Source organism: Rhodopirellula sp. P2, from assembly GCF_028768465.1.
In the GTDB taxonomy this organism is placed as follows: domain Bacteria; phylum Planctomycetota; class Planctomycetia; order Pirellulales; family Pirellulaceae; genus Rhodopirellula.
In genome coordinates this window covers 552,637-567,115 of record NZ_CP118225.1, presented here as the reverse complement: position 1 = coordinate 567,115, position 14,479 = coordinate 552,637, and the positions used below count along the sequence as shown (strand labels likewise).

At 56.8% G+C, this 14,479-nt stretch carries 13 protein-coding genes and 1 tRNA gene; 5 read left to right on the top strand and 9 right to left on the bottom strand.

Annotated features, from left to right (window positions below; translation table 11 throughout):
* The first annotated feature begins 464 nt into the window (after positions 1-464).
* Entirely contained in the window at positions 465-1,055 is a 591-nt protein-coding gene (locus tag PSR62_RS02025; RefSeq protein ID WP_274406172.1) for a hypothetical protein, read from the top strand.
* Between the two features lie 111 nt (positions 1,056-1,166).
* On the opposite strand, the gene PSR62_RS02020 is transcribed toward PSR62_RS02025, so the two are convergent.
* Both PSR62_RS02020 and PSR62_RS02015 read right to left on the bottom strand, forming a co-directional pair.
* On the bottom strand, positions 1,167-1,502 hold the full coding sequence (locus tag PSR62_RS02020; protein WP_274406171.1) for a hypothetical protein: 336 nt from the start codon (positions 1,500-1,502) through the stop codon (positions 1,167-1,169).
* Entirely contained in the window at positions 1,495-3,099 is a 1,605-nt protein-coding gene (locus PSR62_RS02015) for an ATP-binding protein (protein ID WP_274406170.1), read from the bottom strand. Before PSR62_RS02015 ends, PSR62_RS02020 begins: the two co-directional genes overlap by 8 nt.
* 195 nt (positions 3,100-3,294) lie before the next feature.
* On the opposite strand from PSR62_RS02015, the gene tnpA reads away from it, so the two are divergent.
* The 3 genes from tnpA to tnpC are packed head-to-tail and all read left to right on the top strand — an operon-like array spanning position 3,295 to position 5,807.
* A complete protein-coding gene (tnpA, locus tag PSR62_RS02010; protein WP_274406169.1) occupies positions 3,295-3,621 on the top strand; it encodes an IS66 family insertion sequence element accessory protein TnpA in 327 nt (108 codons plus the stop codon).
* On the top strand, positions 3,618-3,986 hold the full coding sequence (gene tnpB / locus PSR62_RS02005) for an IS66 family insertion sequence element accessory protein TnpB (protein WP_274406168.1): 369 nt from the start codon (positions 3,618-3,620) through the stop codon (positions 3,984-3,986). The genes tnpA and tnpB overlap by 4 nt, the downstream gene beginning before the upstream one ends.
* A gap of 45 nt (positions 3,987-4,031) precedes the next feature.
* Positions 4,032-5,807: an IS66 family transposase gene (gene tnpC, locus PSR62_RS02000; protein ID WP_274406167.1), complete on the top strand. Its 1,776-nt coding sequence runs from the start codon at positions 4,032-4,034 to the stop codon at positions 5,805-5,807.
* Here tnpC and PSR62_RS01995 read toward each other — a convergent pair.
* The 7 genes from PSR62_RS01995 to PSR62_RS01965 all read right to left on the bottom strand — a co-directional run bounded on the left by PSR62_RS01995 (position 5,729) and on the right by PSR62_RS01965 (position 12,279).
* The gene (locus tag PSR62_RS01995; protein ID WP_274406166.1) at positions 5,729-6,028 is read right to left on the bottom strand and encodes a DUF1580 domain-containing protein; all 300 of its coding nucleotides are present in this window, start codon (positions 6,026-6,028) and stop codon (positions 5,729-5,731) included. The two genes, tnpC and PSR62_RS01995, sit on opposite strands and share 79 nt — an antisense overlap.
* Before the next feature lie 68 nt (positions 6,029-6,096).
* The gene (locus PSR62_RS01990; RefSeq protein ID WP_274406165.1) at positions 6,097-7,347 is read right to left on the bottom strand and encodes a hypothetical protein; all 1,251 of its coding nucleotides are present in this window, start codon (positions 7,345-7,347) and stop codon (positions 6,097-6,099) included.
* A 299-nt stretch (positions 7,348-7,646) separates the two neighbouring features.
* Positions 7,647-8,885, bottom strand: a complete 1,239-nt coding sequence (locus tag PSR62_RS01985; protein ID WP_274406164.1) for a tyrosine-type recombinase/integrase — start codon at positions 8,883-8,885, stop codon at positions 7,647-7,649.
* 115 nt (positions 8,886-9,000) lie between these two features.
* A tRNA-Arg gene (locus PSR62_RS01980) sits at positions 9,001-9,074 on the bottom strand.
* 103 nt (positions 9,075-9,177) lie between these two features.
* Positions 9,178-10,584 carry a glycerate kinase type-2 family protein gene (locus PSR62_RS01975; RefSeq protein WP_274406163.1) on the bottom strand — a complete coding sequence of 469 codons (1,407 nt, stop codon included), beginning with the start codon at positions 10,582-10,584 and terminating at the stop codon, positions 9,178-9,180.
* Between the two features lie 5 nt (positions 10,585-10,589).
* Positions 10,590-11,183: a thioredoxin family protein gene (locus PSR62_RS01970; RefSeq protein ID WP_274406162.1), complete on the bottom strand. Its 594-nt coding sequence runs from the start codon at positions 11,181-11,183 to the stop codon at positions 10,590-10,592.
* 271 nt (positions 11,184-11,454) lie between these two features.
* Complete coding sequence (locus PSR62_RS01965) at positions 11,455-12,279, bottom strand: enoyl-ACP reductase FabI (protein WP_274408313.1); 825 nt, start codon at positions 12,277-12,279, stop codon at positions 11,455-11,457.
* A 209-nt stretch (positions 12,280-12,488) separates the two neighbouring features.
* Between PSR62_RS01965 and PSR62_RS01960 the strand changes: the two genes are divergently transcribed.
* Positions 12,489-14,450 (top strand): sigma-54-dependent Fis family transcriptional regulator, encoded by a 1,962-nt coding sequence (locus PSR62_RS01960; protein WP_274406161.1) that lies wholly within the window; start codon positions 12,489-12,491, stop codon positions 14,448-14,450.
* The last annotated feature ends 29 nt before the right edge of the window (positions 14,451-14,479 follow it).

The following is a 14,479-nucleotide window of genomic DNA, read 5'->3' as shown; positions in this document are numbered from 1 at the left end:
CGGATGCTCTGGACGAGGACTCTACTGAACTTGCAGACACCCAGCTTCGACGCATCGTGCAGCGAAAATGTGGTGCCTGTTATTGAACGGGGGGTTCATTTTGATCAGGATGGCGTCGACATGCAAGACGAGAGAGGGGCTGGCAGTTCTGACCTGGTTTTGGGGGATCTCGTGCTAGCGATCTCAGTCGAGTGGTCGGTTTGTCTATCCCAAGCTACGGCTAGAAATCTGTTCATTCGCGGATCGGCGTCAGCTGAGTTTGAACAACGAGGAGTATCCACTAAATGACGAGTTCCGCCACGGCCAGAATGCAATGTTCAACGTGCGGCAGAACGTTACGGTATCCAGTTGCCAAAGCCGGATCGGTAGTCAAGTGTCCGAGGTGTTCGGATTTGCTGCGTCTTCGCAAACCGGATGCGTCGCCGCTAATTGCACCTGAACCAGACGTTGAACCTCAACCTGGTGTGAATCAAGGTTTGCAAACGAACGGGCCAGCGGATTGGGATGCGGAACCCATCGAGGATCCCGCGGCGAACAATGAATTCAACGTGTTCCTGGCGACGGTCTGGCCAGGTTTCGCAGTCGGCGTCGGGTTTTTTGGGTGGTTGTTCTTTTCGATTGCTGATTCGCAAGATTTGCCGCTCTATTGCTATCCGTCTATCGCACTTGCTGGCGCTGGGGGCACTGTCATCTTTGCACGTCGTTCTGGCATTCGAAAAGCCAAATGGATCGGCGTCTTGCTCACACTGGCTGCAGTGGTTGCTTGGGGGTATTTCGACACCTACGAACGTACATGGCACAATGATAATGTCCGCTTCAGGGACACCTATTCAAGGTGGGGAGGCAATCTTGTGTACCGGGACCTCGACATCTTCGAGAATGATGCGAGACAGGGGCTGCCAGTCGTTTCCGAGGAGGGACCAATGGCCGGGACCGGCCGACCACATGGTGCATGGGAAGTGACGATCCGGAAACCAGATCTCCGCATCAAAACACAGTTCTACTGGTACGGGGAAGAGATTGAGGAAGGAGAGTGGTACTTGCGTAACAGATAGATCGCTGGGCAATTGGTTTGTTGCCGCTGCCTTGCCCGCTACAGCTCCGTTCTTTCGGAATTTCTGGAGCTGTAGCGGTGTACTTCTTGGTATTGCAAGTTTTGTGTCGAACTAGCGATCCATGTTTTTCAGTTGATCAAGCAACTCCAGGATGACCTGTTTGCGCCGATCAACGACAGGCTCGCACGCGGAGCATTCCCATTTGCCGGTGACGTACAGGACGTCACATTCTCGACCGCATCGAGGGCAGCGACATTCTTGGTCGGCGGTAGAAATCAGGGAGACCATTCCGTGATCGTCCAACAAGAACTGTTGCGCCTCGAGGAGCAAGTTGATCGGCACGGTCTTGATTGACCAAATGTCAATCATCTGATCATCGATTTTGACCGAACCGACTGCCAGGGCAAGTAGCTTTCGCTGCAGATTTCGCTTTGAAACGCTACGCATTGTTCGAGTCCTCCAGTTCTGCAGCATCAAAAAGGTCGTTGATGTCAGGAGGTGAAGTACCGGAGTCCTCCCTGCCAACGCCGCAATGCTGCGGACTCTGTTGGTCAACTGCGTCTTCAACGGTACCGATCGCAATGATCGATCGGTGATTGTTCGAGTACGTATCAAAGTCAATCTCGATTCCCGCTCGACGCATGACGGGTGCCAAACGCTTGAGCTCACCCCGCAGCCCTCGCGCCGTTGATGGAATGACTTTCTGCAACGTTGGATCATGCTTTGCCTGCATTCGCAACAGTTCCAGCCACTGACCACACTGCATTGGCTCAGGATTGCGCGTCAAGCATTCGCGAATCAGGCCAATGAGCGGGGTGTCGTCGATCAGTGCTTGGTTCGTCGCCTCCAAGTTCTGGCTGTAGTACTTCATCCAGTCACCGGGCATCAATCCCATCGCATCCTCGGCTGCGGTTGCAAACAAAGCAAAATCAGCCATACGGGGAAGGTTGGGAACGCCAACCGTCGGCAGGTTACGAATGGCTGCCGAAAGCAACTCCAGCAATCCTCCAAAGATTGTGGGAGCGTCCTGTTCGAAATCAAACCAGATCTCCTTTTCGGTGCGACGGCTAGCGTTTGGGATCATCGGCAGCGTGACCGAGATCGCGCGGTCAGCAAGGTCAGCCCGAGACGCGACATCTTCGATTCCCGTCAGGATAATGGGGCGTTGCGCTTCGAAGATGATTTCTTCGTCGTTCTCGTAGAGTGCTCGCGTCGCAAATCCTCCTCCAGTGGAAAGGCGGCAAAGGCCATCCGACAACCACGTTGGCACGGAGCTGAGATTGTCGAACGCCACGACCCTTCCGTTGTTGGCGGCAATTGCAAGGTCCTGAAGTCCTTTCGGAGCAGCTCGGATTGGAGAGCGGTTGGGGTCCACCAACGCCCGCAGCATTCGTGCGGTCGTCGACTTTGCTGATCCTTGTTCTCCGGACAGAACAAGAACGGGATAAGGTCCCGTCGGTCGCAACGCCATGAGCATCCATGAAACCAGCAGATAGAAATCATCGTCTCGGACATTGATGTATTTCCGGAGGAGGCTGAGGTTAGCTCCATCGGGAGTCGGCAGCGGTTGCATCGCCGCAGGGCGAACAAAATTTGCGGAGGCTGACGGAACAAATCGAATGTCATTTGCCGAGATTTGGACCGCACTCCAGCGATCGTTGCAAAGATCGATCCAGATTTTCGTATCGTCACCAGCGACACGAAGTGCAGGCGTTCGCTCCTCGCTAGCAAACAGTGCTTTCCCTTCAAGTGTGGAGACAGCGTTGCTCACGCTATTGGGGTTCGCAACTCGTCCATACGTGTCGTAAAACCGGCGTTCGATCAGCCTTTGAAACCGCTTCGATTTCAACGGGTGAGTTTCCTGGTGACGATCGACTTGAATGGTCGCGAAGGTGTTTCCGTCGGAACCGCTGTTCCAAAGCTGGCAGTCTTTTTCGGCGAGTTTGACGAGCAGCGTTGCGTCGCTGCTGTCACGTTGGTTGCGGTTCGTGTTTTCGGATTCGCCAGTTCGAACCAAGGGGAGTTCTGGGGTGTTCGCCGACATCACAGTCCCTCCTGGCTGAGGGCCTGCATCGCGTCTTGGTGAGCCTTCGACAAAGTGATCGGGGCGGGACGAACGCTCTGCTGATGCGACGATTGGCGGGTATTTGCTTCGTTGTAGCGTAACCGTTCACCAGAACCGTTGTAGACGCGGGTTTTAGGGTATTGGGTTTATTTTGCTTCCCAATGGAGAAACCCCATGACTCGATCCGAAACCGCGAATCTTTGGACGGAGCGTTTGCAACGATTTGAGCAAGCTCAGATGACGGTCGCTCAATTCTGTGCCGCCGAAGGTGTTTCGCAGCCTTCTTTCTACAACTGGAAACGCAAGCTACGTTCGCCACGGGATCCGGAAGTCCCCGCCGTTACCAAGTTCGTGCCCGTCTCGTTTCAAGCCACACCGGATCGCACCTCTGCCATGGCGAATCAAGCGAGCGCGACAATTGAACTTCCCGGTGGTATCCGTATTCGCGTCGAAGTGCCGACTGATTCTCAGCCGAACCCATCGCGGACGAATCAGCCATGATCGGATTGCCCGATTACAAAGTTCCAGGGGGCACGCCGATCTATCTGTGCACCGACCCGGTCGACTTTCGAAAAGGCTTTGATGGCCTGACCGGAATCGTCACCACCTCGTTGGGCAAGAACGTCACCGATGGTTCGCTGTTTCTGTTTGTCAATCGAAAGCGAGACCGTATCAAAGCCCTCTGGTGGGAGACAGGTGGATTGACCTTGTGGTACAGACGGCTCGAGCAGGGAACCGTCGAGCTGCCAAAGCCTCCAATTGATCAATCGCATCTCACAATCGATTCGGTCGAGCTCGCGATGTGGATCGCTGGCGTGTCACTGAAATCGGCCAAGACAAGACGCAAGCGAATGAAAGTTGCTTGATGGGAACACTTTGCATCCAGGGTGCGTTTCGTATAATTGCGCACCATGGATGCGAAGCGATCAACGAACGTTCAACCGCCCAATGACATCGAGTCGTGTCACCGCATAATCGCAAGCCTAAAATCACAAGTCGAAGAGCAAGCCCACTCGGTACTCGAGCTGAAGAGCCACAATGACAAGCTCGAGGAAAAGAACATCGACCTCCAGCTGAAGGTCGAAAAACTGCTTCAGCAACTCTTTGGCAGGCGGAGTGAACGCCGTGTCGACGGCGACGGGCAGCTGTTTCTGGACCTCGGCGATGAAGCGACTCCTGAAGTGGTCAGTGCACTGGAAGAAGCCATTCGGGAAGCGGAACAGGTCACCCAAGACGCTGAGGAAGAAAAACAGAAACGACGCCGCAAGCCGCCCGCTAAGAATGATCGCAAGTTCCCCGAGCACCTGCCGCGAATTGAGCGGATCGTTGACCTTCCCGAAGCTCGACGTGAGGGATTGAAGCTGATCGGCTATGACGAGGTCGAAACGCTCGAGTGGATTCGGCCGAAACTTCGTGTTCGCGTCAACAAGTACGCCAAGTACGTTCAGCCAATTGAAAAGAATCGTGTCGAAGAAGGGCCGGCCATTATCAGCCCCGAGCGCCCTACCGGACTGGTCGCAGGGGATCGCTTCGACGCTTCGATCGGTGTCGAAGTCATCGCTTGGAAGTACTTCTATCACCTGCCGTTCTACCGTCAGCAAGACCTGTTCGCCGGCAGCGGCTGGACGCCCAGTCGTAGCACGCTGGCGAATATTGAAACCTCCGTCGAGTTCGCGCTACGCCCACTGGCCGAACACTTGCGGTCGTTTCTCAAGACAGATGCTTGCGTGGGCTGTGATGACACAGGCGTGGTGCTGATCACGCCCAAAGTGATGCCCGACTTATCGAATCATCCACGCGCAGACCGAGTTGTCGAAGTGCTTGAAAAGGCCATCGCCTCTGGCAAGCCAAGCATCCAAGCGAACTTCTGGGGCTACTACGCATCGCGTCTTCCGGTGGTCGGGTTCGACTTCACGGTCAGTCGTCACCGTGACGGCCCCGATGATGTGCTGGCGGATTACGAAGGAACGCTGATCGGCGACTGCTGGTCAGGCTTTCAAAAGATCGATGTGCGCAGCGACTCGCGAATCAAGTTCGCAGCGTGCTGGGCGCATGCGCGTCGCAAGATTGACGAGTGCCGCAGTGCGTTCCCGATCCAAGTGGCGAAGCTGGAATCACTGATCCGGATGCTTTACGACATCGAGGATCAAATCAAGACTCTCGATGACGCGGAGCGACTGTCGCGAAGGCAAAGCCTCTCGCGTCACGTACTGGGCTTGATCGACGAATACCTGCAAAGCGAAACAATGAGTTCGCCCAAGGTGCTTCCCAAAAGCAATCTTGGCCAAGCGGCAGCGTACGTGCGTCGACACTGGGCGGCACTGAATCGGTTCACCGAAGACGCTCGCGTTCCGATCGACAACAACGACTGCGAACAGTTGATGAAGCGAGTGGCGACAGGCCGCAAGAACTGGTTGTTCAAAGGCTCGCTGTCGGCAGGTGAGCGAGCGGCGAACTTGATGACGATTATCGGGACAGCGATTCGCAATGAATTGGACGTTCACGCCTATCTGGATGATGTGCTACGCCGAGCCCTGGCTGGCGAAACCGACTGGTCAGCGCTGAGCCCACCTGCCTGGAGAGACTCGCACCCGGAATCCATCTGCGACTACCGGCAAGACGAACGTCGACAAGCAGCCGACCGCAAGCGAGTCCGACGCGCCCGCCGCCGACGCCTCAAAAAATAGCCGTCAACCCACCAGGTCGAATGGTCCCGGTGAACGGTTACGTTGTAGCGGCGAACAGCTTCGATGGAAGTCATTCGCCGACCGCCAATCATCCAGGATTCCAGCACGTTGCCGTGCTTGTTGGGTTTCAAGCACCAACGCATGGCGGTGCTGGGATGGGGCCGGTGACCGGTCTCTTGCTCAATTGCATCAAGCAAGGGAAGAAGCTTTTTTGATTGCATGTTGTGCAACTCCTAGTGAATACGGACTTTCACTAGGATCAGAGCAAATCGGATCAAAGCTCCGCGCTCTAGCGTGTTCTCTCACGCTCTACCGCGCTCTCCCAGTCAGATTTTTTTTGAATTATGAGCGAAAGACGCGAGCATCCTTCAGATTTTATCCATCTTTTCTCGATGTAGAGGGGGATGAGCTCCTTCCTGAAGTGTTTGTTAGTTCTGTTTCGTAAACTGTTCACTGCGGAATCATTCGGTTCTTCTTTAGTGCCACCCCAAACACGTTTGGCAAGCTGTGAGACAAGAAGGCTACGCTCGCTTTCCTCGATCGATTCCGGTTCCGCGAAGAGCAAAGCATCGATCAGTTTTCGTGACATGCCAGGAGGTTCTGATCCTTCTGGCATCTGTCTGGTCAGGAGTATTTCCTCAGCGACTTTTCGTCGTTCAGCATACGATTGCTTCCTGGGGCTCTCTGTCGTTGGTTGTTCCTCTTCTTGCGGACTGGGGAAGGTTGTAACACGCGTTTCCTTCATGCCGATAGCATTCGTATCGGCAGTTAAGCTTTGCCCGGCTTGCTTATGAATCCCACCCTCTGGTTCAGCGAGAGTTAGAGAAGAAGTCAATGAACTAGATCTTGAAGTTCCGATTCGAAGGTTTGATGTTTTGTCGTTGATCGCTGCCTCAATCCGTGAGACTTCCTTTTCGACCAACTCTCGCAGGTGATTTCGAGCTTTCTCTAACATTCGCGGTGTGATTTTCCCGTCCAATGCGTACACCCAGTCCATCCAAGTGAACATCGCTTGCTTCGAAATCGGTGGTAGTTGTTCGTCATCAAGGAAAGCACGCGTCTTTTTCCTTTCGGCATGATCGAAATCGCGTCGCGTTTGCGATTCCGCGTGGGGGCGACTGTCCTTCGGGTGCTTTTTGAGATGCTCCGCAATGAGGCTCTCTCGGAGTTCCTCGAGTTCACGCTGGAGAAGCTTGAATTCCGCTTTTTCACGTATCACTTCATCCGGGAACGTGAAGTGGAGCGGAACTACAGGCGAGACACACTCTGCAGGAATGGCCTGCAAATCGGGCACAATGTCGCGCGCTAAGTAGTCGCTTTCAAAGTCTGTGGCAAACTCCCGTGGCGAAAGATGAATTGCTAGAGCGATTAAGTTTTCGTCATCGGACAAGCCCGTTTCAACGCGTTCTTTGATTGGGGCATGACTTAACCTGCCTTTGCAGAGCAGTTCTCGCTCGCAGAGCTCTGAAACAACTTGGCGGAGAACACGTGTCTCCATCGCACGTGCGAAAAGCTCTCTTGAAAAGAAGGGGGAATTCACGGCAGGTTACTTGGAAAAAGGCTTGTCGTAGAGATCCACATCGGAACACGAGACCACTGGATCTTGCTCGGTGGCATGCCCCGGTCCCGGGGCAAGAATTTTTCTCGGCGAACTCGTCGGGGAGTGACTTGTCGCGAGATTTGGACTTCGCCAACACTGTCTGGGAAAGTGCGGCGTTGCAGCGTCTGCGGCGTCAATAGCCAGTTGCAATGTCTGCTGGTCTTTGCTGTCGTTTTACCAAATCAGCCGCTCTTTTTGGAGCGGCGTTTGCGTTCAGCTGATCTTCGAATCGGAGGTTGCTAGCCAACCTTTCGAGCAATCTCGATTCCCTTAGCAATATCGCGCTCAGCGTAGATCTGAGTGACATCTGCGTTCTTGTGACCGAGCACCACTTGAGCTCCCTCCAGTCCGAATTGTTGGCGAATCACCGTTCCGCGAGTGTGTCGCAATCGGTTGGGGCTCCAGCGATGTTCCGACCGCCACGCCTTGATTTCAGCAGTAGTCAGGCCTTCGGGGGCAGGGAAGGCTTTGTCGCACGCATTGTGAATCGCACGTCGGTAGCTGTCAGTCGTGTATTCAATGCCGGGAGACTTCTTGGAGGATTGGCCTCGCAGCCCACCTCGGTCGTACTTCCGGCCACGCCGATTCCCGCATGAGTTGGGGGTCTTCCGCTTCGCAGCACGTTCTGCCCTTTGCTGTTCCACTGCATCAACGGGACGGAACAGGCAATCGTCGTCGCCACGATCCAAGTAGGGTTCAAGGATCGATTGTGCTTGAGGGCCGATGAAAAGAAGTCGGCTGTGCCCGTGCCACTTCGTTTTGTGTTCCGTGACGGTTGCCACCCAAACGTCTTCGGAACGATCAATGCATCCAGGCGTGAGCTTGCAGATTTCGCCAGGCCGACAACCGATCAGCAATTGGACGCGAACCATGTCCCTGACGACTGGCGTGAGCATTGGAAGAGTGGCTTCGACGACAGATTCCTCGACAGGAAGAACTGGCTCCGTATCCGGAGCCTCAGTGCGACCGCTTTTCAATCCGGGGATCAGACGCAGGGTTTCGAACACTGATGCAGGAATCTTTCCTTCGGAGGCTGCCCATTTGAACATCCGGACGATGCGCTGCATGTGGTGATTGATGCCTGGCCTGGAAAGGCCATTGTCGATCATTGCTTGGCGAACCGCTTTGAACTGTTGAGGGCCAAAGTCCGCTGCCGACGAATTCGCGTACAACTGCTTCACCGGCTTCAACGCAGCCCTGATCCGATGAAGTTCGGATGACTTGCCGTCTCCGTAGTAGCTGCGAGCGTAGTTCACGTAATCCAGCATGATCATCGCGACGGTCAGCTCTTGGGACTCCAGCCCAAAGTTCGGACTTCGCCCACTCGCGAGGTACTCGAAAATGATCCGATCGTAGGCCCGAATGGACGTCTGACTTTTCCAAGGGCCGAGATAGTAGTCACGCCCGTTGATGGTGACTCGGGCTTGTCCACTGGAGTGTTTGCGGTACTTCGGGACCGCACCTTTTGAATGAAGCATGAGCATCACTTTCAATGCCTTGCGGGTATTTACCCACAAGAAGACTTGCAAAAGTGTGCTCTGCCAACAGCGGCAGGTAATCGTTTTGTCAACGAATCACGGTGTTTTCTGCCAATACACCCGGCGGGGTTCGAACCCACAACCTTCGGCTTCGGAGGCCGACGCGCTATCCAATTGTGCCACGGGTGCGTGGGGATGAGTCGGACTCATCCTGAGGGTTGATTGTGACCGATCCGGGCGACTTGGAACAGATGACTGGTAGGGACGCCAAGTGGCGAGTCAGGGCATCGGGTCAGGTTTGATGGCGGCGGTGTTTCGGATGGTCCACCAAAGCGATCCGGATGTCGCAGACGTTGGTGCCGGTGGGGCCAGTCAGAAGCAAGCCGCCGACTTGCCGGAGGAAGCTGTGGGAATCGTTGCGTCGCATGGCGTCGTGCACGTCGAGTCCAAGCTCGGTGATTCGCCGATGGACGCTGCCGTCGATCATGCCGCCCGCGGCGTCGCTGGGGCCGTCTTCGCCGTCTGTGCCGCCCGAAAGAATTGCTAGCCGAGACCATTGGTCGTCGGACAGATTCAGTTCCAAGAGTCGAGCGTAGGCGGCCAGGACCAGTTGCCCGTTGCGGCCTCCGATGCCTCGGATCGACGCGTCGGCGAGTGAGACGGTGGGTTCGCCGCCGCTCAGGAAGGCGTCTTGTCGGTGCACGGCCGGGTCAGCTTGCAGCATCGTGAGCGTGAGGTCTGCCAAATGCCGGCCCACGGTCTCCGCCTCGCCTTCAGATTGGCGATGGCAATGCATGACATGGTTGTAACCCAGGGCTTCCGCGGTGATTCCCGCTGCGTCAACGGCGACGGCGTTGTTGCCGAGCACGAACGTGGAATGGTCGGCAGCGGCGACGGAGGGCGCAGGATGGTCGGCGGCCCGCTTCAGGTGTTCGCGAATGAGGCTGGGAAGTTGGTGGTCGGGATCAAAACGGTCCAAGACGCCCAAGGCATCGATCGCCGTGGAAGAGTCGGGCACGGTGGGGCCGGAGGCGATCAGGTCGAGCGGATCGCCGAGGACATCCGACAGTACCAAAGTCAGAAACTGTCCGGCCCGGTTGGCTCGCAGAAGTCCACCGCCTTTGACTTCGCTGAGGTGTTTGCGGACGGTGTTGAGGGCCACGATGTCGGCGCCGTGCGAGCTGAGCCAACGTGTGACGGTCAGTTTGTCATCGAGCGAGATGCCGGGCGATGGACGACACAGCAGCGCACTGCCGCCACCCGAAATCAGGCCGATCACCAGGTCGCGAGGTCCGGCGTCGGCGACCAGTTGCAGGATCCGATCGGTGCCTTCGATCGCGGCGATCGTGGGCTCGTTGACTCCCGCCGGGCGAGCTTCTTGGATCGTGATGCCGGGCAGGTCGCGGTGGCATCCTGCGGGCACGTTGACATGCCCGATGACAGGAAAGTCTTCGCCGCCAGCGGTGGTCAAGTTGCTCCGGATGACTTGCGACAAACCTGCGGCCATGGCCGCAGAGGCTTTGCCGGCACCGACGACCACCACACGCTCGAAAGAGTCTTTGCGAATCGAGTGCTCAGCGATCGCCATGGCGGTCTCGTCGAAGGAGACTGCATCGATGAGCAGTCGGTCTCCCAGAACCGCTTCGACGCCATGCGAGAACATGGCTTGGGCGTCGTTCAAAAGCGTACCGGGAGTCATTGAGTTCACGCGGTGCCGTTGGGATCGAAGTAAGTCGGCTCGTTGCCTTCTTTCCACTTGATGTTGCAACCGATCGAAGGTCGTTGCTCGGCTTTGGGCGAGCGGCCCGCGATGGTTTCGTCGAGTGCCGCACGCAGGTCCGCGCCGGTGACCGGCAGGTCAGACTTGGGACGGCTGGCATCGAGCTGGCCGCGATAGGTCAGTTTGTGATCAGCGTCGAACAAGAAAAAGTCCGGCGTGCAAGCGGCTCCATAGGCGATGGCGACCGATTGGTCTTCGTCCAAGGCATACGGAAACCCATAGCCACGGGATTCCTTTTCAGCCTTCATGGCATCGAAGTCATCGTCGGCGTATTTCGCAATGTCATTGCTGTTGATGCCGACGACGCCGACTCCATGCTGCATGTACTCATCGGTCAGCAACTTGAGCTGCTCGGCGACGTGTTTGACGTACGGGCAGTGGTTGCAGAGGAAAATGACCAGCAAGGCTTTGTGGTCCTTGAAGTCGGCGAGCGAGACCGTTCCGCCATCGGTTTCAGGCAGCGAAAAGTCAGGGGCGACAGTGCCCAGTGGCATCATCGTCGAAGCGGTGCGAACCATGGGAAGTCCTTGGGGATGAGGAGTTGAAATTAGCAATTAGCAATTAGCAATTAGCAGTTAGCAGTTAGCAGTTAGCCAGGAGCCAGGAGCCAGGAGCCAGGAGCCAGGAGCCAGGAGCCAGGAGCTAGGAGCTAGGAGCTAGGAGCTAGGAGCTAGGAGCTAGGAGCTAGGAGCTAGGAGCTAGGAGCTAGGAGCTAGGAGCTAGGAGCTAGGAGCTAGGAGCTAGGAGCTAGGAGCTAGGAGCTAGGAGCTAGGAGCTAGGAGCTAGGAGCTACTTGGTTTGCTTTTTGATTTCGTCGAGCAAGCGTCCGGGGCTGCCCATGGCGTTGTAACCACCGTCCACGTGCAGGATTTCGCCGCTGATTCCGGAGCTGGCATCGCTCAGCAGGAACGCACCGGATTTTCCGACTTCTTCGTGAGTCACGTTGCGGCCCATCGGTGCCATGTGTTCGTACATGGTCAGCATTTCTTCGACACCCGCGGCACGTCCGGCCAGGGTGCGGATGGGGCCGGCGGACAGGGCGTTGACGCGGACGCCGCGGGCACCCATGTCAAACGCCAGGTAACGCATCGAGGCGTCCAGAGCGGCTTTGCAGACGCCCATGACGTTGTAGCCGGGGACGCACTTTTCGCCGCCGTAGTAGGTCATGGTCAGCACGGAACCGCCCGGATTCATGATGGGTTCCGCGGCGGCGGTGACGGCCAGCAGTGAAAAAACGCTGGCTTCCATGGCCAATTTGAAGCCGGCACGCGAGGTGTGCATCGTTTCGCGGCCCAAATCGTCGCGGTCTGCGAAGGCGATTGAATGCAGCAGGAAGTCAATTTTTCCGAAGGTTTTCTCGGTGTGCTCAAAAACGGTGCGGATGTCGTCGTCGTTATTCGCGTCCATGGGTAGGAGGAATTCGGCATTGTCTTCCAGATCCGTCAATTTGGAGACACGGCGTCGATTGCGTCGCTTTTCGTCGTCCGCTCGGTCGGGAAGGTGCGTGAAACCGCATTTGCCGCCTTGTTTCAGGATTTCTTGAGCGATCGCCCACGCGATCGAATGGTCATTGGCGACCCCGATGATCAGGCCTTTTTTACCTTCGAATTGCATCTTCAACCTTTTCGGCTTAGTTCTATTTGATTGTCCGACGGTGAACATCATCGCGGCGGTTTCCAAGACCGACAAGCCGACGTTCTTAACTGGGACACCGACGCGTGATTGGTTACTCATCCCCCACTATTGTCAAAGCACCTTCAACCATGGACCGGTCGCACACGGCATCGCCCTCACTCGCTTCCCCCACCTCTTCGGAGGGCTCGATGACGCACACCAGTGTCCTGTCATCGTTCATGCCCGGTCTGCTGGGGCTGGTTGGGAATCGGGCGACTTTGCGCGGCGGGATCGTCAGCCAAATTCAGGATCGCTGGCAGCCCACGTTTTGGACGGGTGATCGCTGGAGCGAGGCGGAATCTTTGGCCAGCCAAGCGGTGGCAGACGATCAAACCGTCACGGCCGAGGGCTTCGCGGCGGTGGGAGTTCAGGTTGCTCCGGGCAGCGACACGACGAGTGCGTCCGTGGCTTGCTCGGCTGCGGCTGGCTCGGGCGGATCTGCGGTTTCGTCGAGCCCAGAGCTTTTGCCCGGCGTCGGCAGCGATGCGATCGTGTTGTCGGTGGATGGCAGACCGGCTGAGGCCAGCACCCTGGCAATGCTGGCGACTGCCTTGGGCCGTTTTTTGTGGTTGCAACGCAATCATCAAAACGACGCTCGCCGGTTGTGGCAGACCTCCAAAATGTTGCAGCACGCGGCTGTGTGGCAGCAGCTGGACAGCGACGAGAAATTGCTGGCGTCCATGGCTGACTGCGCTTGCGAAGTGTTGAACTGCGAACGAGCCACCATCTTTCTATGGGACAAACGCACCAAGAAGCTGATCGGCCGGCCGGCGACCGGAATCGAAGGCGGTGTGCTCGAGGTCGAAGACAACGCGGGGATCGTCGGCGAAGCCTTGCACAGCGGCAGCCCTCGCTGGTGGTCGGCCGGGGGAACCGACGAAGGCCGCGTCAACCGACGAATCGATCAAGCTCAGAATTTCACGACACGGTCGTTGCTGGCCGTCCCGATGGTCAACGCTCGCGATCAAGTGATTGGCGTTTTTGAGGGCATCAACGCTCGACCCGGGGATCACCGCAACGAGAGCTTCGATGCAGCGGACGTTCGGACGCTGACCGAATTGGCGATGCACGCTTCGATTGCGATTGATTCCTATCGAACGCGAACGCATCTGACGGAAACGCGAGACCGGTTGGTCGAGCAGGCGGCCCTGTCCAAACCGCTGATTGGCAACCACCATTCCATCCAGGAGATCCGCCGCAACGCCACCAAGGTGGCGCCCACCGATCTCAGCGTTCTGGTGTTGGGCAGCAACGGAACGGGCAAAGAGGTGTTGGCCCAGCACATTCATTATCAGAGCGAACGTCGCAACGGACCGTTCGTCGCCGTCAACTGCGCGGCTTTGGTTGAGACGTTGCTGGAAAGCGAACTGTTTGGTCACGAGAAAGGTGCGTTCACGGACGCCTCGGACACTCGTGTTGGCAAGTTTGAACTGGCCAACGGCGGCACGTTGTTCTTGGACGAAGTCGGCGACATGAGCGCTGGCGGGCAAGCCAAGTTGCTGCGGGTTTTGGAAGAAAAGGTCGTGGTCCGCGTCGGTGGGTCTCGCTCGATCCCGGTGGATGTTCGCGTGATCGCGGCGACCAACCAACCGCTGCAGGAGCTGATTTCCACCAAACGCTTCCGCGAAGATTTGTTCTTCCGGTTGAATGTTGTTTCGCTGACATTGCCGCCGTTGTCGCGGCGGGGCGAAGACGTGATGGAGTTGGCCGAGCATTTCTTGGTTGACTTCTGCCGGCAAATTGGTCGAGCGGTGCCAACATTTGCTCCCTGTGCTCGCGACGCGATGCTGTCGCATGATTGGCCAGGCAATGTGCGGGAACTTCGCAACACGGTCGAACGAATTTGTTATCTGACAACAACCGATGTGGTTCGAGCGGATGATTTGATGATGTCGCCCTCGGCAACTCGTTCGACGGCGGTCATGCCGATGATGGAGGATGTGGACGGCAATTTGAACTCGGCCACGCGGGAGTTCCAGATTCAGCACATCGAGCGTTTGATTGCTTCTTGCGGCGGCAACATGACCGAAGCGGCTGGCAAGCTCGGGCTGCATCGATCCAACCTGTATCGCAAGATGCGTCAACTCGGAATGCCAACGTCCGGCTCGTGAGTCGAATCGAGCAAGCCCGGTGACGGTGG